Raw genomic sequence first — 22,599 nt, forward strand, 5'->3', positions numbered from 1 at the left:
GATTTTCTACCTCATTACTGTAACAAAGGAAGGATACAAAGACAAGAAAAAAAGGAACAAGCCTTTATTCTGCCGGCTGGCTGCACAGCGCGGCAAACTGTCTTCCGAATTCCCGGAGCTCTTCTTCCTCACTGCCCTCAGGGTTGTTTTCAATTTTGACCGACGGCAGCACCACCCGTCCGCCGCGGGCCGTAATTACTTTTTCCAATTCGTCAACCGCTCCGCAAAAAAACTCATAGGACGTATCTCCGGAACCGAACAAAGCAAATGTTTTTCCCGTAAACTCCAGGTTTTCCATATCTTCAGCAATATCGAGCATTTCATCAGGAAGATCCCCGTCTCCCCACGTATATGTGCCTAATAAAATATACTCGTAATCATTAAAAAGTCCGGCATGAATATCCATCGCTTCATATCTGTCTACGGATGCTTGTGCTTCGATCAGCCCTTTTTCAATTAAATCCGCCATCGCCTCGGTGTTTCCTGACATTGTAGCGTAAACAAGCAATACATTCCCCATCTTCGTCTCTCCTTTATGCATAAAAACTAATGTGCGAGCCGAACCGCCTCATACGGTCTGACAAACTTACTTTCGTAAAGGCCCGCGCAAAAAAAGTCTTCTTCCCGGTTGGCCACCCGCCATCCGTGACCGCGGATCGTATCAAACCACTTTAATTCACCGGCAGCGAGATCAGCTTGATAAATACGCGAAAATCCGCTTTCGTCCTGTGACGAAGTGACATAAATAATCCCGTTATCCTCAGACACGTCAAGAAATGATTTTTCCCGTACATTGTCCCCGGCTGTAATGGCAAACTCCTCATGCGTCCGCACGTTTCGGACAGCAAGCTCCCCCCGTTCTCCCTTTGCCGCGCCCTTTGCTGCAATGAGCCAGTCATTCTGATACATCATCATTGAAGCCGTCATGCGCTGCCTTTCGCGGCTTATACGCCGGATGCGGCCTTCCGTCAGATCATACGCCCAAATGCCGCCATGATTCATATGAATCCGGGTGCCGATATAAACCGTCTGACCGTGTAAACAAAGCGAACGGATGACAGGCGGCTCCTTTAATTGTGAAAAAGGCTTAGCCACATGCCAAGTGACGCCGAAATCATCAGATAAGTAGATGCAGTATGTGCCGTGCGCACAGACAAATCCGTCATTCCGCCCGGCAACGGCCCATACGGAGGCGCTGGTCGGAAATCGGGAGGCCGTCCAAGTCTTTCCTTGATCGGCCGATCTGAGGACGGCGCCTTTTTCTCCAGCCGCGAATATGTAGGGCCCTATATAAGTCAGCACATGAATCCTGCTCTTCACTCGGAATAGTCTTTTCCAGCCTTCTTCCGCCGAAAAATGAAAAATACCTTCGCCTTTCACAGCGACAAAAAATCCTGAAGATACTGATGCCATGACAGCCGTCGCGCCTTTATGAAACATGGCACCGGTCTCCGTGGTGAGCGGCCCATGCAAGAAAACCGCGGACAAATTCTTTGCAGCATTCTTGATCTTCAGCCGTCTCGGGCGCCAGCTCAATTTTCAGCGTTTCCGGATATAAATTGGCTCCGGCCTGTTCAAACGCATCGCAAAACAGCGTGACCGCTTCGCAAAACTTCGGGTAGGCGTGATCGCCTGAACCGAAACAGGCCGTTTTCAGTCCGTTGAGCTGGCTGTGCAGAATATCTTCGTAAAAATCTTCCGCTTCGTAAGGAAGATCACCATCCCCCCATGTGTATGTGCCGACAAAAACATAATCATATGCTTTGAGAGAATCCACATCTGCTTCGTCCATATCAAGACAGTCAACCGCTATCTGATGCCCGCTCAGTGTTTCTTTTATAATGCCGGCAATATCCTCTGTATTCCCCGACATGCTTGCGTATATCATTAATGCTTTCTGCATATGATCACCTCGTAATTGATAATGATTTTCATTAACATATATAACACTTTAAATGATAATGATTTTCATTGTCAATAAAAAATAAAAAAAGACAGCATGATTGCTGTCTTTCTAAAATGGGCGTTCCTGTTTCAGCATATCTTTAATGACAGAAACAAAAGCCTGCACCTGTTTTAATTCAAATGCCGGCTCATAACCGAGCAGCCATGTGTCACGGCCGATCGGATGGTCCTTTGTATCAAGCAGGGGCATTTTATTTACTTTATCTTCCTCTTCTAAGGTGACTGACGGCAGAATGGCATAACCGATCCCGTGCAGCGCCATCTGCTTGCACGTTTCAATCTGATCGACAAGGATGGTCTGTTTCGGCGAGGTTTTGAATTTTTGATGCCACCAATGCTGAATTTCCTGAAAATATGTACTGTCACTTTTGAATTGAATAAACGGCCGGTCGGTATGGGCAATATCATCAATACAGGAAATTTCCGTATCGACCAAATATAAATGATCGGTCATTAAATAATCTTTCCGGCCTTTCCATTCCGGATTTCCCCGGATAATGCCGATATGTACCTGATCTTCATACAGACTTTTCAGCATTTCGCTGCTCCAGCCTGTAATGAGAGAGACCTTTGCATTCGGATATCGTTCCACATATGTTTTTAACACTTTCGGAAGCCAGTGCTGCCCGATAATCGAGGCGACGGCAAGCTTTAATGTGCCGTGAATCTCACCCTCAAGTTCATCAATGTTTTCTCTGATTCTTTCTTGCCGATCCGTGACGTCATTTGCAAATTGTATGATTTTTTCTCCTGCCGGCGTTACCGTAAGTCCTTTTTGAGACCTAAGAAAGATCTTTGTTCCCCAGGTTTTTTCAATGGTCTGCAATCGCTGGGACAGAGCCGGCTGTGACACGAATAACCGTTCGGCAGCCTTCCTCATGTTTAATTCCTCAGCTAAAACTACGAGCATATGAAGCTCTTGAAGCTGCATGTCGTCCTCCTTTTCAATGCCTTTTCGTATTTCTTATCTACCATTCTAATCAAATAAAGGCTGCCGAGGCAAGCGCCACTCGTATGTATGCGTTTTCTTTTTCTGGCATGCGAAAGAACAAATAGGCTGACCGTGCGAGCCTACTTATTCAATGATCTGATATGACTGCTCAACTGCTTTAATACGACTCTTCTCGTGAAAATGCCTTCAAAGACGCCTTCATCATTTTCAACGCAGACAAAGCCGTTGTTAATGACCATGCTGAACCCTTTGATAATCGGATCATTGATGTGGAGACGGGGAATGTCTTTCAGCATGACTTCCTCAACCGTAATTTGATCCAGCTTCTCAAACTCGATCCGTTCAAGTCCGAAAATGCTGTTCATAATCATATTTGTCCCGATCAAACCGTGCAGACGGTACGAAGCGTCAAGGACGGGAATGGCGGTATAGCCGGTTTTCGTCAGCACTAATAGAGCATGCTCAAGGTTGTTTCCGACTTGAACGTGCGCCACTTTATCCGCCTCGATCATAAATTGTCCGACTGTTGCATCAAGAAGCTGATCTGATTGTAAGCTAATCATGTCACTTCGACCCCTTTACATTTTTCATCAAAGCATGTATTCCCTATATTGCAATAATATAAACATTATCATTTTTTGTCGAAAAGTTTCCGTCAATAAAAAAGATACTCTTTGCAATCGAGTATCAATTTATAGGCCGCTGATTAATTTTCGTTCCGAAAACGGTCATAGAGCGTTACGAGTTTTTTATAAGTGGTTCCATCAACGCTTTTTGACCCTGCTTCTATATCGTTGATTTCGCTGGTCAAAAGCTCAATGGCATATTCTTGATTGATCAGGATATTCAGCAGAAGTTTCTGTTCTTCTTCCGTAAATCGTTCACTGATAAGACTCATACGTAATCAGGCCCCCTATTTTTAACTGAATACCTCTGAAAGCAATGTGAAATTTGCTTTCAGCTCTACCGCTAGAATAAGTAAACAGAAAAAAATCGTCAACCGCATAATTCGACATTTTGCGGATTCTGTATGAAATATTATTTTGTGTAACGATTGGCATAACTGAATGCTGTGCAGGAATCGGGCTTGATTTTCGCTTCAATGCCCATCGAGGTAATGCGGCCGGTCATTTCTTGTATCAATTCTTTTGTCAGCCCTTTTTGACCGATATCCAGATGCACTTCAAATGAAAGATCCGCCCCTTCATCCGCAAAAGGCAAGAGCAAATCTGTCAGTTCCATAAGACAGCCGTCGAGGATATGCGCAGCCATCTCCTGGCTGAACGCGGTTTCCAGCGAGATTTTTTCGCGAAGGCTATGTATCGGTCTTGCAAGGTCGTGATTTTTCAAACAGCCCCAAGCTCCCTTGCCTGTACGGTGCAAGTGTATTGCCGTAATAAACTTTGTGAAGTCGCGGTAAACTTGTGAATCAGTCCCTACAGACAGCACGTATGCTGAACGGGGGTCTTTATTGACAAAGCGTTTCAGCCGCTCCGTCACGTCTTGAAAGGTCATCTGTGCCTCAGAAAGATTATAAAACAGAAAAGAATCAGCCATGTACGGACACTCCTCTTTCCAGAGTCTACAACCAAACGAACAAGCACGTTCCTTTGCATAATTTAATAAAGCTCCGCTTGCGGAAGACCGGAAGCTTGGTCAGCCTGAAAAATCAAATCACATTACTGAAGGAGCTCAAAAATTTCAATAGAAATCATGTCAATGTTATCAAACGGATATGTGTTAGGTTTTTCACCTTTTTGGAAAACCGTCAGTTCAAACGTTTGATTTTTTTCGAAATATTTAACACTGCAAATTTTTTCGCCGTTAACTTCAAAATAACGCTGCATCGGCTCGTTAGCCGCTTCCGCTGTTTCTTGCAGACTTTGCAGCCGCGTGATGATACCCATTAATTGTGACATTCTAAAAAAAGACTCCTTTCAAAAAACAACTTCAAATCAACAAGTATTTATTATAATACAAGTCCTACAGAGCATCATACCATAAAGTAGACCGGGATGGCATTTTCCCGCTGGATTTTCAAAAAGAAATAAACGGGAAAACCGTGTTTTCGAATAGTTTGAAGCTTTTTTCGGAATGTCATACGCCTTTCAAAAATAATTTTTCGCTTTTTGAGCCGCCATTGTCAGATGTATGTGAGGAGAAGACCTTTTATGAGGAGACAGCATAAAAAAACTTGGCGGGGGTAGCGCCAAGCTTTTTCGGATCTTGATCTGATAGAGGGGTTGGGGAACAGAGAGTAACTTCTCTCTATAACTAAATGATAATGATTATCACTATCATTGTCAATCGTTTTTTAAAACTTTTTCACATTTATAAAAAAAGCGGCTTACAGCAGCCGCTTTAAAGTAACCCGTCCTGTTCATATAAATAAGAGTAAGGCAGATCGATAAATAAATACATATTGTCATCCATCGGATATGAAAAGGTTCTGATCATCTCACCCGTCTCAATATCACTGTACAGGTCACTGAAAAAGCCTTTTCTTGAATTCCGCATCTTCATAATGTTTTCTAAAAAGTACGGACGCCAGCTCCAGTTTTTCTCCACGTATTCAGGCTGATAAAGCCATTCGCCGGACTGCTTGAACACATTTCCCGTCAGCTGATAGCCTTCTTCATCACACATATAAATTCTGAAACAGCAGTCGGTCAGGTTTTCCGCCAGTTTTTTAATAAACTCATCGTCCGCCTGATGGGTTTTCTTCAGCTCGGAAACTGCCTGATTGACCCGCTTATAAAAATTCTCAGAGTGTTCGTATACTGTCTCCAGCTTCTTTTTTTCTCTCGTGATAAATTGCTGAAACTCCGTTTTCAAGCGTGCTTTTAACAGGCTCCGGTCTATAAAATCGCCGCTCGGTGCCTGCAGATAATAACCTTGAAAAAATCGGCCTCCGTTTCTCCATGCGTACTGGAGCTGAAAATCAGCTTCTATATCTTCATACAGCAGCGCGGCGCCGATTTTTCTCGCCAGCAATGAAATGCTGTACAGCACATGCTCATACGAAGGTGACGGCTGAGATACTTTCAGCGCCTGCAAATCTATTTTCAGAAGGTCCGGTGAAAGGAGCGCGATTCTGTCCAGGTTGCTGCTCTCCTTACCTATATTGTCCACCGCGATTTTAATGCCGTATGTACGATAGTAGGCAAGCATATGGTACAGCTGTTCAATGTCGCCTTCGAAATTGTGCTCGGTGATCTCAAGCACAATACGGTTCAATTCAATGCCCTGCTCTTCGTATTCTTTCAAAAGCTCAAGAAAGCTCTCGCCGTGGTCAAGCATCAATACATTCGCATCCTGATTGATAAAAATCAACAGATCGCGATCAGCTTCTTTAAACCGCTTCAGCGCCTGCCTGATGACTCTGTCATCGACCTCAAGCTTATATTCTTCCGGAATACCGGAATCTAAGAAAAACGGCCCGAGGCTCTCAATCTCCGCATCTGCCAAAATACGGCCAAGCACTTCGTAGCCTACGACTCTTTGTTCCTCAGCGTTAAAAATCGCTTGGTAATACGGAATAACATCATCAATATTCGTCAGTATATCAAGTGGGTCCAACATGTTATCACCTGCTTCTCTATCTTTGTCTGATTATACACAATTATATCAGCACCACAAATGTTTAGATTAGGGGAAAAAGGAGGCAGTATGGCAGCAGTTTAAAATAAAAGGGGTAAACTTTTTAAGATCACTCTTCAGACCGGTTAATTAAGGACGTTATTCATTTGTTTTACCATTACAAATAAAAGGATAAATATAAGAGCATGATAACCGGCGGCTGTCCAAAAATAATGGCTCCAATCAGTACTGTTAAATATCCAATCATCATCATGTTTCAACTGAAAGAAAGTTCCTTTTTTATCTAAAGTGCCAAATGTAAGAGTTGTTAACCCGCCAGCACTCTTGGAAACGTCAACTCCATACATTGAACCGGCATGATCAGTATGATTTATTGGCATATACGTATAATCAGATAAAATTTCCGCCAGCTTGGTTGGCAGAGACACATATCATACAGCCGATGTATCGCCTCCGAGCCCACTCAAATACTCCCTGGCTTTAATAAATTTCGTTTCATCAGGAAAATCTATATGATATAGCTTTTCAAATCTGATTATTTCATCAGATGTAAGATTGGTATTTTGATAATACTCCGGAGTAAAAGCGCAAATGATAAAGTACCAAATATTAAAGATGATAACGAAACTGCTTACAAATAGTACAACGAACCATTTTAATAATTTCTTCACTTATTCACCTCTTAATCTTTAAAAATTATATCATAATTTTGAATAGAAAAATAAAACAAGCGAACGGTCACCTTTAACGTTCGCTTGTTTTGCAAAATATGTCATGTGAATTAAAACGGGTAAGGATTCAGCCATTGCCCCCCGTCCATTGTGATACAATCCCCGTTTATATAGGATGCTTCATCGGATAGCAAAAACGCTGCCAAAGCGGCGATTTCCTCCGGTGTCCCCAGACGGCCGAGCGGCACACTGTTCATAGTGCGGGACACCGCTTTTTCCGATTCAAACAGCTTCTCCGCACCGCCTGTCCGTTCAATCGGGCCGGGGGCTATCGCGTTTGTCCGGATGCCGTATTTGCTCCCCCATTCAACGGCCAGCGTTCTTGTCAATGACAATACCCCCGCTTTGGCTGCAGCGGAATGAACGACACCCGCTCCCGCTCCCCATGCGTATGTAGCGGCCATATTTAAGATGACGCCCTTCTGCTCCTGCTCGATCCAATGCCTTGCCGCGGCTTGGCTGCAGAAAAATGTGCCGTTTAAAACAATCTCAATAACAGCTTTCCATCCATTGGGCGTCAGCTTCTCTGCCGGGCAAATAAAATTGCCGGCCGCATTGTTAATCAGCGCATCGAGCCGGCCAAAGACTTTTTTCGCTTCTGTAATCATGTCTGAAGCGGCGGAATCAGAACGGACATCCATTTGAAAACAGGCGACCTGCCCCTCAAAGGTCTCAATTTCTTTTTTTGTTTCCTCAAGTGCTTCATGGTTCCTCCCTGTCACCATGACGTGCCATCCTAATTCAGCCTGTTTTTTCGCCATTGCTTTTCCCATGCCGCTCGAACCGCCTGTAATGATTACCGCTTTCTTATCCATAACAAACCCACCCCTTTTATTGAATGAATAATCATTCATAATTTTATCATAGATATCTTTCCGCGTCATTACATGCTGAGAAGGGATTTTTCAGCCAGGCTGATGATATAATAGAACAACTCTGACAAAGGTTGGTTTTACATATGGAGAAAATGACGAGAAGAACATTTTTAAAAAGAGGATTCGGCATTTTGGGTGCAACTCTCGCAACGGCTTGCGGAGGTTACGGCTATGCCCGGTATATTGAACCGCGCATGATTGAGATCACCCGTCATACAATCACCAGCCGCCTGATCCCCCGCGGCTTTGACAATTTTAAAATCGTTCAATTCAGCGATACGCATCTCAGTGATGTGTTTACATCCGGTGACTTGAATAAAGCAGCGGAAAAGATCAATCAGCTGAAACCCGATCTGCTCATCTTTACGGGAGATTTAATTGATAAGCCGCATTTATTTAATGATCACCAGCAAGCACTGGCCGTGCTGCAAAATCTGGAAGCTCCCTTCGGCAAACTTTGTGTTTACGGAAACCATGACCACGGAGGCTACGGTACGAACACGTACAAGGCTCTGATGGAAGCGGCTGATTTTCAAGTGCTTCGAAATGGCTACCGTCAGGTGCAGCTGACAGACGGAAGCCGGATTGAACTCGCGTTTTTGGATGATGTAATGCTCGGAAAACCCGATTATGAAGGCACCCTGTCCCGCCTTTCCGAAGATGCGTTTTCCATTTTAATCGTCCACGAGCCTGATGCCGCTCTCAAGATCGGCGGATATCCCGTAAACCTCCAGCTGTCGGGACACACTCACGGCGGCCAGGTCCAGCTCCCGTTTTTCGGCCCTCTCATTACGCCTCCATACGGAAAAACGTATACCGACGGCATGTATACGCTGCATGACACAGCCGTTTACGTCAATCGCGGGCTCGGTACGACAAGACTGCCGTATCGATTTTTAGCCAGACCGGAAATCACGCTGTTCACATTGAAAACCGTACAAAAATAAGACTTTTATCCCGATGCACAGACACCCCCTCCGTAATATGTATATGGAAAAGAGCAAAAAGGAGGGTGATGAAACTGCTGACATATCAAGTGAAACAAGGAGAAACCATCTCAAGCATTGCGCAAGACTTCAGAATAAGCACTGCTGCTCTCCTTCAGGCAAATCCCTCAATCCAATCGGTCATATACGCGGGACAGCACATTATCATACCGAATCTTCCCGACCCATCCACCATTCCCTATTCCATTGTCGTGTATATCGGAGCGAAGAAACTGGAGTTATACCGCCTCGGCAGGCTCATCCGTACGTACCCCATCGCCGTCGGAAAAATATTGACGACCACGCCGACCGGAGAATTTTACATTGTGAACCGCCAGCCCAAGCCCGGCGGCCCGTTCGGCGCTTATTGGCTCAGCCTCTCTAAAATTCATTACGGCATTCACGGAACAAATAACCCTTCCTCCATCGGCAAAGCGGTATCAAAAGGATGCATCCGGATGTATAATCAGGACGTCACTGAACTTGCCGCTACCGTTCCTAATGGAACAAGGGTGACCATTATAAGATAGAAAGATCTTATTTGTTAATGGAACGAGCTGATGATAATATATTACAGTGGGACCTTTAGGGTAAGGAGCGTGTTTATGGATATATTTAAAAATCGCAATTTTGTCCGTCTCTTTTTCGCAGCACTCGCTTCTCAAATGGGAACGACTGTAGGTAATATGGCTTTCGCTTTTTACTTGCTGGACCATTTTTCAAACCAGCCGGCATACACAACTTTGGCTGAGCTGATGTATTCACTGCCCACAGTTTTCGTATTTCTGATTGTCGGTGTCGCAGCTGACCGGCTTGACAGGAAAAAGGTCGCAGAGAATTGTGACTGGATCAGAGCCGGACTGACGATCGTATTGTTTGCCGCATTATACACCGGGAGCATCCCTCTCGTGTTCTGTATTTTGTTCATCAGAAGCGCCGTGACCAAGTTCTTTTTCCCGGCGGAAGCCAGCCTTGTACAAGCTATTCTGCCTAAGGAGCATTATGCGAAAGCGGCGGGACTTAACCAGATCCTGTTCAGCATCTTTATGGTATTCGGCGTCGGTATGGGCGCGTTTATGTATAAAACGATCGGTATTCACGGAGCTATTATCCTTGATTTTGTCAGCTTTATTGTATCAGGCTTTCTGATCCGCGCCTGCCGCATTCCGAAAGAAGCCCGTCAGCCGAACGGCCCTTTTAAATGGGGAGATTCGTTTCTGAAAGACTCGGTCGCTGATTTTAAGGAAGGGATCTTATATATTGTTAAAAACAAATTGCTTGCTTCCCTTATTTTCGGCTTTTTTATCTTTGGTTTTGTCAACGGCGGCTTTGCCGTACTGCCGATGTTTACGATGAAATACGGACTTGCGCCTGATCATTACGAATCACATACTTCCATCTTCACCGTCGCACTCGGCTTCGGCCTGCTTGCAGGAAGTGTGATCGGAACAATGATCGCAAAAAAAGTCAAACCGCATCATTTGATGTCGATTCCTATTTTGGCAGCCGGACTGCTCATTTTTGTCCTCGGCTATACGGATAAGCTGTGGATTTATTATGCGGCGGCTTTCATCCTCGGCATGTGCATCGGCCCTGTCAATATCGCCATCGGCGGCTGGATGCCGAAAATCGTTCATCCGAAAATAATGGGCCGGGTCAGCGGCTGGCAGGATCCTTTTATGATGTTTGCCCAATCGATTACACTCGGACTGGTTGCCCTGTTATTTCCGAAATTCGTTTCCAATATTGATTACCTTTATTACGGCATGGGAATCGTGATTTTAGCGGTATTTGTGTTCTATTTTATCGCTCTTCCGAAATACAGCGCCGAGGCAGCAGAGGTCGATGTGCAGCAATCATTAAAGGCTGATTCCGAAAAACATGCGAAACCTGTCTAATAAAGGAAAAAAATGCGCCCTTTTCATCAGAAAAAGGCGTATTTTTATAATCAATATTTGCATTTCAACGCTAAAAAAGTATAATCTATATATGAACTTGATCAATGCAAAGGAGAGAAATAATGGACGACCACGCTTATTCGAAAGAGCTGCAGCCAACCATCGAGAATCTTTCAAAAGCTGTTTATACTGTGAACCGCCATGCAAAAACCGCCCCCAACCCTAAATACCTTTATCTGCTGAAAAAACGGGCATTACAAAAGCTTGTGAAAGAAGGCAAAGGGAAAAAAATAGGGCTTCACTTTTCAAATAATCCCAGGTTTAGCCAACAGCAGTCAGACGTACTTATCTCTATCGGAGACTACTATTTTCACATGCCTCCAACAAAAGAAGACTTCCAGCATCTTCCGCATTTAGGTACGCTAAATCAATCGTACCGCAATCCTAAAGCACAAATGTCTTTGACAAAAGCGAAAAACGTATTGCAAAAATATGTGGGCTTAAAGGAAAAACCGCTTGCCGCCAACAGGCAGCAGCCCGCTTATCATAAACCCGTATTTAAAAAACTTGGTGAGAGTTATTTTTAATTCCGCCGCAAAAAAGCCGATGCGTCATGCATCGGCTTTTTTCTATTCAATCACGTACGTATCCACTTTTTTAATGAGCTCGCTGATTTCAGGCTTGCTGATCTGTTCATCCGCTCCGACTACTTCGCCCCGGTGGCGCAGGTCGTCCGTAATCAGGGACGAGAAAATCATAATCGGCACATCAGAGCTTTGCGGGTTATCCTTAAGGAGCTTCGTCAAACGATGCCCGTCCATTTTCGGCATCTCAATGTCACTGATAATCATGTCAATATGATCTGACAGGTTTGCTCCGTTATCCGTCAGTTCCACGACGTAATCATACGCTTCTTTTCCGTTTTCAAATGTAACGATTTCACTGTACCCCGCCTCAGTCAGCTCATCCGTCAAAAGACGCATCAGAAGCGGCGAATCTTCAACGATGATCAGTTTTTTACCCGCCCGTCTTTCATCAAATCCTTCCTGATGGACATGATAAGTCTCAACTCCGGATGCCGATTCAATATCGTAAATGATCTTTTCATAATCAGGCAGAAAGATCATCGTGTCTTCCAGTTTGATGATTCCCGTTAAATGCCGCTCCATCCCCTGGTTCAGGGAAGTCGGCTTTTCAATCGCCTCCCAGGACACCCTGTGGATTTGTGAAACGGAACCGACGTGAAAGACGATTTTCCGCTTGTTGAATTCCGTTACGATATATTTATCGTCTTTTGCTCCTTCGGCATCAACGCCGAAAAAGGAATACAGACTGATGACGGGAAGAATTTCGCCTCTCAGCTTAATCATCCCTTCTACGTCTTTATGAGACTGAGGCACAGATGTGACATCTACCGGCTGAATGATTTCCCGGACTTTCATCACATTTATGCCAAATGTATTGACGCCTACTTCAAATTTGACGATTTCTAATTCGTTTGTGCCTGAATCCAATAAAATATCGTATTGTTGTAAAGACAATTCAATCCCTCGCTATCCGCATTCAGTATTGTACTGTATATATCGGCTGTAAACGGAAAAAGTGAATGTATTCGGGCCAACTGGCCATGAACTCTTTATAAAAAGATGCTTTTTTCTGATATCCCATTGACTTTTTGACATCGAGTGGTAAAATAGTCAAGGATTTTTCAGGAAGAAGGGTGTAATAAATGGGTACAGTAGTCATATTCGACCAAGATCAAATGACGGTGTTAGAAGATATCAGCAAAACGGCTTACCTGCAAATGAAAAAAGAGGCGAAAGAGCGTCCCGACAAGCCCGCTCCATACATCTTATGGCGGGAAGACGTCAGCTTTGAATACGGGTATTAATGACATTCGCCACATATCACAATAGATAGATCATGATACAATGAAGACAATCATTTCAGCTGGTTGTCTTATTTTTTTCTGAAAGAAGGTATGTTTTCACATATCGGACATATACTCGGGATAGTTCAATAAAAAGATGACAAATGCTCAGCTAGTGGTAAAATAGGATAAACTCAATATATAGTATAAGGTGATGAATTATGGAACATTTGCTTAATCCGAATGTAAAAGAAATTGAAATTTCAGGAATTCGCAAATTCTCAAATCTTGTAGCTCAGCACGCCAATGTCATTTCGCTTACGATCGGCCAACCGGATTTCTTCACGCCGCACCATGTCAAAGCGGCTGCCAAAAAGGCAATCGACGAGAACGCAACGGCATATACTCCGAACGCGGGCGGCCTTGAGCTGAGACAGGCCGTACAGCTTTATATGAAGAAAAAAGCTGATTTGAATTATGAGGCTGAAACTGAAATCATCGTCACAACCGGGGCAAGCCAAGCGATTGACGCGTCTTTGCGGACGATTTTATCTCCAGGCGATGAAGTTATTCTCCCCGGACCGATATATCCGGGCTACGAACCGATCATCCGCATGTCGGGCGCCGTTCCGGTTCATGTGGATACGACGACACACGGATTTAAGCTGACGGCGCGGCTTATTGAAGAATCGCTGACACCAAAAACAAAATGCGTCATTCTTCCTTATCCGTCAAATCCGACCGGTGTGACATTGTCTGAGGAAGAGCTGCAAAACATCGCAGCCGTCCTGAAGGGCAGAAATGTTTTTGTCCTGTCTGATGAGATTTACAGCGAATTAACCTATGACAGACCGCATTATTCGATCGCGTCTTATTTGAGAGACCAGACGATCGTCATCAACGGCCTGTCAAAATCACACAGCATGACGGGCTGGAGAATCGGTTTCATTTTCGCACCGAAAGAAATTGCCAAGCACATCTTAAAAGTTCACCAATACAGTGTGACATGCGCGTCTTCAATCTCTCAGAAAGCGGCTCTTGAAGCGGTGACAAACGGTGTTGATGATGCGCTTATTATGAGAGAACAGTATAAAAAGCGGCTTGACTATGTATATGACCGTCTTGTTTCAATGGGGCTTGACGTCGTAAAGCCGTCAGGCGCATTTTATATCTTCCCTTCCATTAAGTCATTCGGAATGTCATCGTTTGATTTTAGTATGGCTCTTTTAGAGGATGCAGGTGTGGCTCTTGTGCCCGGCAGCTCGTTTTCAAAGTTGGGTGAAGGGTATGTGAGGCTGTCATTCGCATATTCACTGGATACATTGAGAGAAGGCTTGGACCGGCTGGAAGCATTTATTTTAAAAACGAGAGAATCCATGCAGACTATTTAAACAACGGCATAACGCCGTTGTTTTTTTATTGTTTCGGGAATGTAATGTGAAAGGCCGTGCCTCTGTCCGGTTTGCTGTCTACTTGGATGGCTCCCTGGTGGTTTTTAATAAGGTTGAATGTGACCATCAGCCCCAGGCCGGTTCCTTTTTCTTTCGTTGTCAAAAACGGTTCGCCTATTCGTTTCAGCACGTTTTCCGGTATCCCGTCGCCCTCGTCTTTCACCGTCACATTAACGGAATACTCATCTTCTGTCATGATGATGTGAACCGTTCCCCCATCCGGCATCGACTCAACGGCATTTTTAATCAGATTGATAAACACCTGTTTCAGCTGATTTTGATCACCGTTAATATACATGCTGTCATGTTCGTAATCCGTTTTGATAAAAATCCCTTTAAGATTCGCCTGCGTCTCTAAAAGAGCGGTCACTTCACTTATAATTTTCTTTAAGTTTACACGCTCTTTCACGGCGTTTTGCTGAGGTTTGGCAAGCATTAAAAGCTCACTTAAAATTAATTCGATTCTGCTCAGTTCAGAAAACACAATTTCAAAGTAATGTTCGTTTTCCTCCATCGTCGGCTTCATGAGCTGTAAAAATCCTTTGATCGCCGTCAGCGGATTGCGGATTTCGTGAGCGATCCCCGCCGCCAGCTGCCCTGCGATAGACAGCTTTTCCGACTTCAGCATTAATTCCTCCGTCTGCTTCCGCTCAGAAATGTCACGCAGAATGACCTGCACGGCCGTTTCTCCGAAAAACGTCGTCGGAATGCAGACCATTTCCGTGTAGATCAGCCGGTTTTTAAAGGTAAACCACGATTGCTTAATGATTTCTGACTCGGTCTTTCGGTTGATAATATTTTGGATCCGCTGTTTCACGCCGTCATGATCACAGGGATGAAGCTGATCATAGACGTTTTTCCCGATTAAATCTTCATATGTTTCAGCCTCAAACAGCGAAATGCCCGATTCATTCATGAATACCCACTTATCATTGTGAATCACGGCGATCGTGTCAATTGAATTCTGAATGAGGAGCTGATAACGCTCTCTGCTTTTTTGCAGAATCGTTTGGAATTTTTTCCGTGAAGAAATATCAATCAGAAGCAGCAATTCCGCCCGCTGATTTTTATATGTCGTCGGTGCCGCCTTCACTTCTAAATGAACGGGCGTGCCGTCGAGCCTTCTCCACGTCTGTTCGATCATTCCGACTTCCATTCCTTTTTGCATCCGCACAATTCGGTTTTTCACAATGTCGTGATACTCTTCTTCAATAAACTCATAAGAGCGCCTGCCGATTACCTCGTCTTTGCTTTCGGCTCCCAGCATGGCAAGCATCGCGTTGTTGGCGTAGGCGATTGTGCCGTTGATGCTGACATATAAAGGATTCGGCAGCATTTCGACAAGACGCTCGAATTCGCCGTTTCCAGCCGCATCTTCAGACTGTTGTTCTGCCTTTTGCTTCTTTTGTTCATACATATAAGGCCGGCGGGGCGTCTTCTCCTCAAGCACCTTGATTTTGAGGATGATTTCCCGATCCGTCCCCTCCATTTGCGGTGTGACAATTTCCACACCCGCTTCAAGCCATACGATGGTATGATCTTTTTTAATAAGACGAAAGGTGCAAGGCATCAAATGATGCTCATTATAGAAGTAACTTTCAACCAAAAATTGATCTTCTTCATGCAGGAACGTTTTGAGAAATGACCCGATCATCTCTTCCTGAGAATAACTGAAATACGATTTGCAGTTTGCAGAAATATACATAATACGCCCGTTAGACGTCAAAACGGCATGAAGATCGGTTTTCGATTGAAACTGTTTGACATGCTGAGTATCCTGTTCCACAGAATCCCTCCTTTGCATTATACTCGCACTGCAGGCTGGACACGGACTGATATAAAAAGAAATTCCACTAGATTGATTCGCTAAAAAATAAGCATTCTCCTTCTATTCTTATTGTGAACGTCAATTTTCCTGAATGAAAGAAAGGGCGCACGAGATGTTCGGCCGCCCTTTCATTTGTTATTTTTTATTGTATTTCTTTTCAAGTTCTTTGTAAGCGTCAATTGCTCCCTTAGCAATGTTTTTGCTTACATGATCTTTATCATTTCCAACAGACGGAACGACGACGCTGAATGCCACTCTTGGATGCTCTGACGGATAATAGCCGACAAAGGTCAGGTTATACGTGTACTTCCCCCACCAGTTTTTGTTCGTGCCGTAATAGTGCGTCTCCGCGGTTCCCGTTTTTCCGGAAACATCAGCGCCGGAACCTTGGAATGTTGAATAAGCCGTTCCTTGAGGTGAGCTTGTGACCAATTTCATTCCTTTATGAACTTGGTCAAAATCGCTCGGACTGTTATTTACTTTGTTCAAAATTTTAATATCCCGCTGTTCAATCGCTTTTCCAATCTTATTTTTGCTGTCCGGTTCATGAATGCTTGTGACGATCCGCGGCTGGACGCGATACCCGCCGTTTGCGATGGCTGAAATATATTGAGCCATTTGAAGCGGCGTATACGTATCAAACTGTCCGATCGCAAAGTCAAGCAGCAATCCCCCGACCATTTGCGGATTTGACTGCATGCCCGCTGATTCCTGCGGAAGATCAATCCCGGTCTTCACACCCAAACCGAATTGGGCGTAGTAGTTGCGCATTTTTTTAATATCGTCTAATCCGGCAGGCAGCGTGCCGTACGGCCTGTAGGTAATGCCGGCGATATGCATGGCCACATGAAACATATACACGTTTGAACTTCTTTGCAGCGCGGTCAGCTCAGTAATGGCTCCCATTTGTGTCCACGATTGTTTTCTCGTTTTGCCTTTAAATACAAGCGGTGCATCGACAAACGTTTTATAATGCGGGAGGCCGCTTTGGTAACCCGCGAGAACAGTCGCTCCTTTAACAGAAGAGCCCATCTCATATTGGGTCGTAAATGCTCCGATCGCAAAATCCTGTGTTTTATTTGTTTCGAGATCGATGCGTTTCCCCGCCATTGAGAGAATATCCCCGTTGTTCGGGTCCATCATGACGGCAAATCCTCTGTCAACCATATAGTTGCCTGCGGCGCGGCTTCTTCTCAGCTCTTTTTCAATGACTTTTTCGACTTTCGACTGTAATTCCATATCGAGCGAGAGTTGCAGATCGTAGCCTCTGCTGCCTTCATCGACGGGCTTTTGGCTGACGACCTCACCTTTGCTGTTTTCCACATACTCTACTTTTTCTTTATGCGCGTTTAAATAGTCCTCATACTGATATTCGATGTAGCTTTTTCCCACCCGGTCATTCAGTGAGTAGCCTCTTGTGACATAGTAATCTTTCCGTTCGCCCAACAATCCCTGTTCCGGTGTCGTCACACCGCCGAACAGAGAGTACAGCGTTTTGTCGTATGGATATTTTCGCGTCCAGTCATTGATCACGTCAATGCCGGGGAGCTCTTTCAGGTGCTCGGATACGACGGAAACTTCTTCATATGTCAGATCGCTTTTTGGTTTTTGCTTGTTGTTTTCATGCTCGTCAAGCAATGAACCGCTGTTTCCGTTTCCGTTCAGCTTATTCGGGTCCATTGATTTGACGACTTGCGGCTGATAGGCGTTGCCGCTTGAAAAACGCGTATAAATCGCCGCAATTTGCAGCTCTTTTTTATCTTGTTTGATCGCATCAATCTCCTGCTTCGGAACGCGTTCAATCTGGCGTTTGTACACTTCTTGGGATTTCAGGCTGTTTTCTGAATCCTTCATAAGCTTTTCCGCCTTCTTCGGATGTGCCGCAAGCCAGTAATCAATGATATTTCGATCCTTCATAAATTCAGTATCAATATGAATCAGTGCGGCGAGATTTTTTGCCGTTTTCAATTTGTCCTTTGCCGAGGTTTTTGAGGTAGAAACGTATACAATTTCAGGCACAGCCTGGTTATCAACCGCCACCCTGTTCCGCTTGTCATACATTTTTCCCCGCGGTGTCGGATAATAGGCGGTTTTTGCATTTGCCTTCTCTGCATCCTGGCGGTGTTTATCCCCTTCGACAATCTGGACGATGCCGAGTTTAAAAATCAGTGCCGTAAAGAGAAGAAAAACAATCAAAAAATAGAGATTCATTCTCAGCGCTCTGTAACGTTTCGTTTTTTTCTTTGGTTCGCGCGCGACTTCAGCCACTTTCTGTTACACCTCTCAAATCATTGAATATATTTACATAAACAGATTTTAATTGTAACATTTTTGTAAAAGTTGTTACAGCGAAAACGGGTAAAAAAAACTGTCAAGATCAAATTATCTTAAAATATATCTAACACTTCAAATAATTTGAAGAGATGTAACGGATTTTAAAAAATAAATACAGATCGTTTTTCCTGATATAAAGCCATTTTTCTGTGCTCAATTACAATTATGACAAACGTTTGTTGTCAAAGGAAATGGCTGCCTGCATTATGACAAAAAAGCTGTGATAAGATTTTTCATGTAGAAAAAAACAACTTCTCTGGGAGGCTATAAACTTATGAAAAAAGCATTTCTCTTATCTGCCGCCGCGGCAGTCAGTTTGATTACATTCGGAGGCATTCAGCAGGCATCTGCCAAAGAGCTGTCATGCCAGCACGTCGTTACCGTGAAAAAAGGAAACACCGTACAGCATCTGACTCTTCAAGAGGCTGTTGAAAAACTACATATGAAAACGAGCGCGAAACAGCTGAACGTTAAAAATGAGAAAGAACTGAAACAGCTGCTGCAAAAACACGCAAAGCATTCTGACATGACAGTTAGGGATGTACAAAAAGAAACACCGGCAAAAACGGCTCCGGCAGCTGCCGAAAAACCGAAAGCCGATCAAAACAAGACGGCTGACAATGCAAAGCAGACAGATAACACAAACAACAGCAGCGAGAAAACTCCTTCATCTGTCAGTGCGTACGAAAAGAAAGTCGTTGAATTGACAAATGCAGAGAGACAAAAGCAAGGCTTAAAACCTCTGCAGATTGATGAAAAATTAAGCAAATCAGCTCACGCAAAATCACAAGATATGAAAGACAAAAACTATTTCGATCACCAAAGTCCGACTTACGGCTCACCTTTCGATATGATGAAGTCTTTCGGAATCACTTATAAAACTGCCGGTGAAAATATCGCCAAAGGGCAGACGACTCCTGAAGCCGTCGTTAAAGCTTGGATGAACAGTGAAGGCCACAGAAAGAACATCATGAATCCTGAGTTCACTCAAATCGGTGTAGGTTATGTAGAATCAGGAAACATCTGGACACAACAATTCATCGGAAAATAAATAAAAAAAGATTGCCCGGCGGGCAATCTTTTTTATTTCACCCAAAGCTTATAAATGCTTTGAGTTCCGCTGTTTTCTTCACCTTGCGCGGAAAGCTTGTCGTACAATGATTTGGCCAGCGCCAATCCGGGCATTTCTTCTCCCATGAGCTCCGCTTCTTCAAGAGCAATTCCCATGTCTTTAATAAAGTGTTTCACGTAAAATCCGGGCGCAAAATCGCCTTTCAGCATACGGGGAGCGAGGTTGGACAATGACCAGCTGCCAGCCGCTCCGGTTGTAATGCTTTTCAGCACTTGTTCCGGGTTCAGACCGGATTTTTCCGCGTAAGCCATCGCTTCAGCCACTCCGACCATTCCTGCTGCAATCGCGATCTGATTGCACATTTTCGTATGCTGGCCGCTGCCAGCCGGCCCTTGATACTGAATGTTTTCCCCCATAACGGAGAAAAGCGGCAGGCATGCTTCAAACGCTTCTTTTTCTCCTCCGGCCATAATGGCAAGCGTTCCGTTCCGCGCGCCGATGTCTCCGCCGGAAACGGGTGCATCCAGGGCGTGAATGGATTTTTCTTTGGCTTTCTCCGCTATCTTCTTCGCCAGAGACGGTTTTGATGTCGTCATGTCAATGACAAACGCCCCTTCTTTTGCGTGCCGGAGAATGCCGTTTTCGCCGAGATAGATTTCCTCGACATCACTCGGATAGCCGACCATGGTAATAATAATGTCAGCTTTCTCTGAAAGGTCTTTGACCGTCTCCTGCCAGACCGCTCCCTTATTCAGAATCTCTTCCGCTTTTTGTTTCGTCCGCGTGTAGACTAAAACAGGATAGCCCGCTTCTAAAATGTGCGATGCCATACTGTTTCCCATGACGCCCAAACCGATAAATCCGACCGTTTTGTTCACTGCGCTTTCCTCCCCTGATGCGATTCATATATCACTCTTTCATGTCTATATTACCATATTATAGGCTGATAGAGACCGCGTCACAAGGTGAATTTAGAAATGGCGCTGATCAGATCTTCGCTTGCGCTCTTTAACATATCAGTCGATTGCTTCACTTTTTCAAGCGTAACGAGCTGTTCATCAGTAGAAGCATTCACTTCTTCCGCCGCTGCCGCAGATTCTTGAGAAATGGCGGAGATGCTTTGAATCGCTTCTTGAATCGCGGCTTGTTCTTCACTCATTTTTTGAATGTCATTGTAAATATGATCTATACCTTGAACGAGAGACTGCATTTCCGTCGTAATCAGATTGAGAACCTCACCCGTTTCATGAATGGCGCTGTTTTGTTCATCATTCATTCTGCTTGCCTCAATCATCGCGTGTGACGCTTCTTTTGTCTCAGATTGAATCAGACGGACCGTCTCACTGATATGGCCGGAAGAAAGAGCTGATTGTTCAGCAAGCTTGCGGACTTCTTCCGCGACGACGGCAAAGCCCCGTCCGCTTTCTCCCGCTCTTGCGGCTTCTATGCTCGCATTCAGCGCCAAGAGATTCGTCTGGTCTGAAATAGCGGATATTGCCGTCACGACTTCTTCTATGTTTTTCGTTTGTTCTTCCAGGTCATTCAGCATTGCCTCTACTTTTTTCGTTTCTGAATTGGCTTCGTTTGATTTCATCAGCAACTGCCCGAGCGCGTCCAATCCTTTGTAGCTGGCATCCTCTGAAGATTTTGAGAGTAGTTTTATGCTGCCCGCGCGATCTGCGATTCCTTTTATTTTGACTGAGAGATTTTCTGATTTTTCGTTGATCGTCTCAACCTCTGACGCTTGCTCTGTCGCTCCGGCGGCGACTTCCTCTATCGCTTTTGCGATTTGTCCGCTCGTTTCATTTGTTTCTTGTGAAATGACGGTTAGCTGGTCAGATGTATCAGATACATTTTCTGAGGAGGCCTTGACCTGTTCGACCATCTCTTTCATATTTTCAACCATTTGGTTAAAGTCTTTTGTTAACTCGCCTACTTCATCTTTTGATTTCGTCTGGGCGCGGACGGTTAAATCTCCCGCTGAGACTGAATTTGTTTTGGCGATCAGCTGCTGAATCGGCCCGGTTATCGTTTTTGCGAGGAAATAGCTGAGTCCGATCGTAATCACAAGGGCGATCAGTGACATAAAAATGCTCACCGTGTTCATTTTGTCGGCTACTCCCATCAGCTGATCTTTTTCAAACTGCGTTCCGACTTTCCACCCTGTTTCTTTTACCGTTTGGTAGACGACCATGTTCCCTTGCAGCTCTTTGATGCCTTCTTTGTCCGCAGTGATGTCTTTTAACGTCTGATCTTCCGAAATATTTTTTCCCTGTTTTGCCGGATGGGCCAGAAGAGAGCCGTTTTCATCCGCCAAAAACGCAAATCCTTTATACGGAACCTTTTGCTCGTTGACCATGCTCTGAATGGAGGACAGCTTCAAATCTAAGCTCGCCACTCCGACGACGGTTCCGCTGTTTTGAATGGCTTTTGACGCCGTCACGATCATGTCTCCCGTCACTGCATCTTTATAAGGGTCAGTCCAGACAACCTTATCGGGTTTTTCAGCCGCCATCTTATACCACGTTCGATTTGTCGGATCATAGTCTTTGGCAAAATCGGCCTTTGGATATGTAAACATTTGTTTGTTTGCGGTTCCGACGTACGTAAGCGCGACATATTTGTCATTCTGTCCGATCTGTTTTAACTCATCGTTAAAAAGCCGCGCGGTTTCTTTCTTCCCATCTGATAGAAAAGACCGGGACAATTCACCGTCTGCTAATCTCAATAATACGGTCTCATCATTTTTCAGCTGAAGCTCAATGTTCTGACCGAGTGAATTGGTGACATTCTCTGTCGTACGTTTTGCTTCCTCCGTCATCATCGGCTTTAATGTCAAATATGAAGAAACCGTTAAAAAAACAACCGTTACAATAAGCATTGCCGATACAAACACAGCAATTTTGATATGCATTTTTTTAAACATAACCATCCCCTCCTGAGAGTTATATCGGTCTTTCGGCCAAGAAAATGAATAAATCTTGAAATAAATATCAAACATTTCCGTCATTTGGCGCAGCAAAAAAAAGAGCCGTCA

21 protein-coding genes and 2 pseudogenes are annotated in these 22,599 nt (G+C 44.4%); 7 read left to right on the forward strand and 16 right to left on the reverse strand.

Translation table 11 applies throughout. The annotated features are described in order from the left end of the window. Positions 1–64: 64 nt before the first annotated feature. From C5I45_RS12480 to fadH, 11 genes and pseudogenes are all read right to left on the reverse strand, one after another. Positions 65–520 (reverse strand): flavodoxin, encoded by a 456-nt coding sequence (locus tag C5I45_RS12480; protein ID WP_003154599.1) that lies wholly within the window; start codon positions 518–520, stop codon positions 65–67. Positions 521–546: 26 nt separating this feature from the next. Beyond that, entirely contained in the window at positions 547–1,440 is an 894-nt protein-coding gene (locus C5I45_RS12485; protein WP_003154601.1) for a WD40/YVTN/BNR-like repeat-containing protein, read from the reverse strand. Further along, positions 1,430–1,903 carry a flavodoxin gene (locus C5I45_RS12490; RefSeq protein ID WP_107994415.1) on the reverse strand — a complete coding sequence of 158 codons (474 nt, stop codon included), beginning with the start codon at positions 1,901–1,903 and terminating at the stop codon, positions 1,430–1,432. The genes C5I45_RS12485 and C5I45_RS12490 overlap by 11 nt, the downstream gene beginning before the upstream one ends. A gap of 111 nt (positions 1,904–2,014) precedes the next feature. Beyond that, positions 2,015–2,896 (reverse strand): transcriptional regulator CcpC, encoded by an 882-nt coding sequence (gene ccpC, locus C5I45_RS12495; protein ID WP_003154605.1) that lies wholly within the window; start codon positions 2,894–2,896, stop codon positions 2,015–2,017. 140 nt (positions 2,897–3,036) lie between these two features. Further along, complete coding sequence (gene cbpB, locus C5I45_RS12500) at positions 3,037–3,480, reverse strand: cyclic-di-AMP-binding protein CbpB (protein WP_003154608.1); 444 nt, start codon at positions 3,478–3,480, stop codon at positions 3,037–3,039. A 143-nt stretch (positions 3,481–3,623) separates the two neighbouring features. Continuing rightward, a complete protein-coding gene (gene abbA / locus C5I45_RS12505; RefSeq protein ID WP_003154609.1) occupies positions 3,624–3,815 on the reverse strand; it encodes an antirepressor AbbA in 192 nt (63 codons plus the stop codon). Positions 3,816–3,955: 140 nt separating this feature from the next. Beyond that, a complete protein-coding gene (locus tag C5I45_RS12510; protein WP_003154611.1) occupies positions 3,956–4,474 on the reverse strand; it encodes a ribonuclease H-like YkuK family protein in 519 nt (172 codons plus the stop codon). A gap of 122 nt (positions 4,475–4,596) precedes the next feature. Beyond that, the gene (locus C5I45_RS12515; protein WP_003154613.1) at positions 4,597–4,836 is read right to left on the reverse strand and encodes a YkuJ family protein; all 240 of its coding nucleotides are present in this window, start codon (positions 4,834–4,836) and stop codon (positions 4,597–4,599) included. 442 nt (positions 4,837–5,278) lie between these two features. Then, complete coding sequence (locus tag C5I45_RS12520; RefSeq protein ID WP_069013466.1) at positions 5,279–6,499, reverse strand: EAL domain-containing protein; 1,221 nt, start codon at positions 6,497–6,499, stop codon at positions 5,279–5,281. A 143-nt stretch (positions 6,500–6,642) separates the two neighbouring features. Further along, positions 6,643–7,188 (reverse strand): annotated as a pseudogene (locus C5I45_RS19935) (hypothetical protein). A gap of 110 nt (positions 7,189–7,298) precedes the next feature. After that, positions 7,299–8,063 carry a 2,4-dienoyl-CoA reductase gene (gene fadH, locus C5I45_RS12535; RefSeq protein WP_003154618.1) on the reverse strand — a complete coding sequence of 255 codons (765 nt, stop codon included), beginning with the start codon at positions 8,061–8,063 and terminating at the stop codon, positions 7,299–7,301. A 143-nt stretch (positions 8,064–8,206) separates the two neighbouring features. Here fadH and C5I45_RS12540 point away from each other — a divergent pair, with 143 nt between their 5' ends. From C5I45_RS12540 to C5I45_RS12555, 4 genes are all read left to right on the forward strand, one after another. Continuing rightward, entirely contained in the window at positions 8,207–9,070 is an 864-nt protein-coding gene (locus tag C5I45_RS12540) for a metallophosphoesterase (protein WP_003154619.1), read from the forward strand. Between the two features lie 74 nt (positions 9,071–9,144). Next, complete coding sequence (locus C5I45_RS12545; RefSeq protein ID WP_088037173.1) at positions 9,145–9,639, forward strand: L,D-transpeptidase family protein; 495 nt, start codon at positions 9,145–9,147, stop codon at positions 9,637–9,639. 75 nt (positions 9,640–9,714) lie between these two features. Next, complete coding sequence (locus C5I45_RS12550; RefSeq protein WP_107994416.1) at positions 9,715–11,007, forward strand: MFS transporter; 1,293 nt, start codon at positions 9,715–9,717, stop codon at positions 11,005–11,007. 122 nt (positions 11,008–11,129) lie between these two features. Further along, positions 11,130–11,594: a YkyB family protein gene (locus C5I45_RS12555; RefSeq protein WP_003154622.1), complete on the forward strand. Its 465-nt coding sequence runs from the start codon at positions 11,130–11,132 to the stop codon at positions 11,592–11,594. A gap of 42 nt (positions 11,595–11,636) precedes the next feature. On the opposite strand, the gene cheV is transcribed toward C5I45_RS12555, so the two are convergent. Beyond that, positions 11,637–12,548: a chemotaxis protein CheV gene (cheV, locus tag C5I45_RS12560; RefSeq protein ID WP_014304917.1), complete on the reverse strand. Its 912-nt coding sequence runs from the start codon at positions 12,546–12,548 to the stop codon at positions 11,637–11,639. Between the two features lie 188 nt (positions 12,549–12,736). On the opposite strand from cheV, the gene C5I45_RS19770 reads away from it, so the two are divergent. Both C5I45_RS19770 and C5I45_RS12570 read left to right on the forward strand, forming a co-directional pair. Further along, entirely contained in the window at positions 12,737–12,898 is a 162-nt protein-coding gene (locus C5I45_RS19770) for a hypothetical protein (RefSeq protein ID WP_007409608.1), read from the forward strand. 200 nt (positions 12,899–13,098) lie between these two features. Further along, positions 13,099–14,318 (forward strand): annotated as a pseudogene (locus tag C5I45_RS12570) (aminotransferase A). Here the strand turns inward: C5I45_RS12570 and C5I45_RS12575 are convergent. Together C5I45_RS12575 and C5I45_RS12580 are read right to left on the reverse strand one after the other, a co-directional pair. After that, positions 14,294–16,114 (reverse strand): PAS domain-containing protein, encoded by a 1,821-nt coding sequence (locus tag C5I45_RS12575; RefSeq protein WP_003154628.1) that lies wholly within the window; start codon positions 16,112–16,114, stop codon positions 14,294–14,296. The pseudogene C5I45_RS12570 and the gene C5I45_RS12575 overlap by 25 nt on opposite strands. 177 nt (positions 16,115–16,291) lie before the next feature. Then, entirely contained in the window at positions 16,292–18,424 is a 2,133-nt protein-coding gene (locus C5I45_RS12580) for a peptidoglycan D,D-transpeptidase FtsI family protein (protein ID WP_021493760.1), read from the reverse strand. Positions 18,425–18,764: 340 nt separating this feature from the next. On the opposite strand from C5I45_RS12580, the gene C5I45_RS12585 reads away from it, so the two are divergent. Continuing rightward, positions 18,765–19,541 carry a CAP domain-containing protein gene (locus tag C5I45_RS12585; RefSeq protein ID WP_107994417.1) on the forward strand — a complete coding sequence of 259 codons (777 nt, stop codon included), beginning with the start codon at positions 18,765–18,767 and terminating at the stop codon, positions 19,539–19,541. A gap of 32 nt (positions 19,542–19,573) precedes the next feature. On the opposite strand, the gene C5I45_RS12590 is transcribed toward C5I45_RS12585, so the two are convergent. Together C5I45_RS12590 and C5I45_RS12595 are read right to left on the reverse strand one after the other, a co-directional pair. Next, entirely contained in the window at positions 19,574–20,440 is an 867-nt protein-coding gene (locus C5I45_RS12590; protein WP_003154640.1) for an NAD(P)-dependent oxidoreductase, read from the reverse strand. A gap of 80 nt (positions 20,441–20,520) precedes the next feature. Next, positions 20,521–22,488: a methyl-accepting chemotaxis protein gene (locus C5I45_RS12595; RefSeq protein ID WP_003154642.1), complete on the reverse strand. Its 1,968-nt coding sequence runs from the start codon at positions 22,486–22,488 to the stop codon at positions 20,521–20,523. Positions 22,489–22,599 lie beyond the last annotated feature (111 nt).

The sequence above is a fragment of the Bacillus sp. ZY-1-1 genome (assembly GCF_003047165.1).
Taxonomy (GTDB): domain Bacteria; phylum Bacillota; class Bacilli; order Bacillales; family Bacillaceae; genus Bacillus; species Bacillus velezensis.

Bases quoted from the DNA above. Each gene is read 5' to 3' on its own strand.
- C5I45_RS12485 (WP_003154601.1), bottom strand. From the start codon at position 1,440: ATGTTTCATAAAGGCGCGACGGCTGTCATGGCATCAGTATCTTCAGGA.
- C5I45_RS12520 (WP_069013466.1), bottom strand. From the start codon at position 6,499: ATGTTGGACCCACTTGATATACTGACGAATATTGATGATGTTATTCCG.
- C5I45_RS19770 (WP_007409608.1), top strand. From the start codon at position 12,737: ATGGGTACAGTAGTCATATTCGACCAAGATCAAATGACGGTGTTAGAA.
- ccpC (WP_003154605.1), bottom strand. From the start codon at position 2,896: ATGCAGCTTCAAGAGCTTCATATGCTCGTAGTTTTAGCTGAGGAATTA.
- C5I45_RS12595 (WP_003154642.1), bottom strand. From the start codon at position 22,488: ATGTTTAAAAAAATGCATATCAAAATTGCTGTGTTTGTATCGGCAATG.
- C5I45_RS12480 (WP_003154599.1), bottom strand. From the start codon at position 520: ATGGGGAATGTATTGCTTGTTTACGCTACAATGTCAGGAAACACCGAG.
- cbpB (WP_003154608.1), bottom strand. From the start codon at position 3,480: ATGATTAGCTTACAATCAGATCAGCTTCTTGATGCAACAGTCGGACAA.
- fadH (WP_003154618.1), bottom strand. From the start codon at position 8,063: ATGGATAAGAAAGCGGTAATCATTACAGGCGGTTCGAGCGGCATGGGA.
- C5I45_RS12555 (WP_003154622.1), top strand. From the start codon at position 11,130: ATGGACGACCACGCTTATTCGAAAGAGCTGCAGCCAACCATCGAGAAT.
- C5I45_RS12490 (WP_107994415.1), bottom strand. From the start codon at position 1,903: ATGCAGAAAGCATTAATGATATACGCAAGCATGTCGGGGAATACAGAG.
- C5I45_RS12515 (WP_003154613.1), bottom strand. From the start codon at position 4,836: ATGTCACAATTAATGGGTATCATCACGCGGCTGCAAAGTCTGCAAGAA.
- C5I45_RS12585 (WP_107994417.1), top strand. From the start codon at position 18,765: ATGAAAAAAGCATTTCTCTTATCTGCCGCCGCGGCAGTCAGTTTGATT.
- C5I45_RS12540 (WP_003154619.1), top strand. From the start codon at position 8,207: ATGGAGAAAATGACGAGAAGAACATTTTTAAAAAGAGGATTCGGCATT.
- abbA (WP_003154609.1), bottom strand. From the start codon at position 3,815: ATGAGTCTTATCAGTGAACGATTTACGGAAGAAGAACAGAAACTTCTG.
- C5I45_RS12510 (WP_003154611.1), bottom strand. From the start codon at position 4,474: ATGGCTGATTCTTTTCTGTTTTATAATCTTTCTGAGGCACAGATGACC.
- C5I45_RS12550 (WP_107994416.1), top strand. From the start codon at position 9,715: ATGGATATATTTAAAAATCGCAATTTTGTCCGTCTCTTTTTCGCAGCA.